1 protein-coding gene is annotated in these 255 nt (G+C 63.1%); it reads left to right on the top strand.

The features are described from left to right. A partial coding sequence (locus JW499_RS22130) for a Calx-beta domain-containing protein (RefSeq protein ID WP_205212563.1) occupies positions 1 to 255 on the top strand: 255 nt, incomplete at both ends.

Raw genomic sequence — 255 nt, 5'->3', positions numbered from 1 at the left:
GCGGCTTAATGACCTTCACCGTGACCCGTACCGGCGATGCCGCAGCGGATCAGACCGTTGACTTCGCCACCAGCATTGGTGCGGGCGACAGCGCCGAAGCGGCGGACTTTATCGCCAACAGCGGCACACTGACCTTTGCGGCGGGCGTGACCAGCCAGACCTTTACCGTGCAGACCACTCAGGATGCCGTGTTCGAAGGCGATGAGACCTTCAGCGTCAACCTGAGCAACGCCACCAACGGCGGCCAGATCGCTG

It is taken from the genome of Amphritea pacifica, assembly GCF_016924145.1.
In the GTDB taxonomy this organism is placed as follows: domain Bacteria; phylum Pseudomonadota; class Gammaproteobacteria; order Pseudomonadales; family Balneatricaceae; genus Amphritea; species Amphritea pacifica.
Note: the sequence above shows the minus strand (reverse complement) of the source record. Positions and strands in the feature narration are given on the sequence as shown.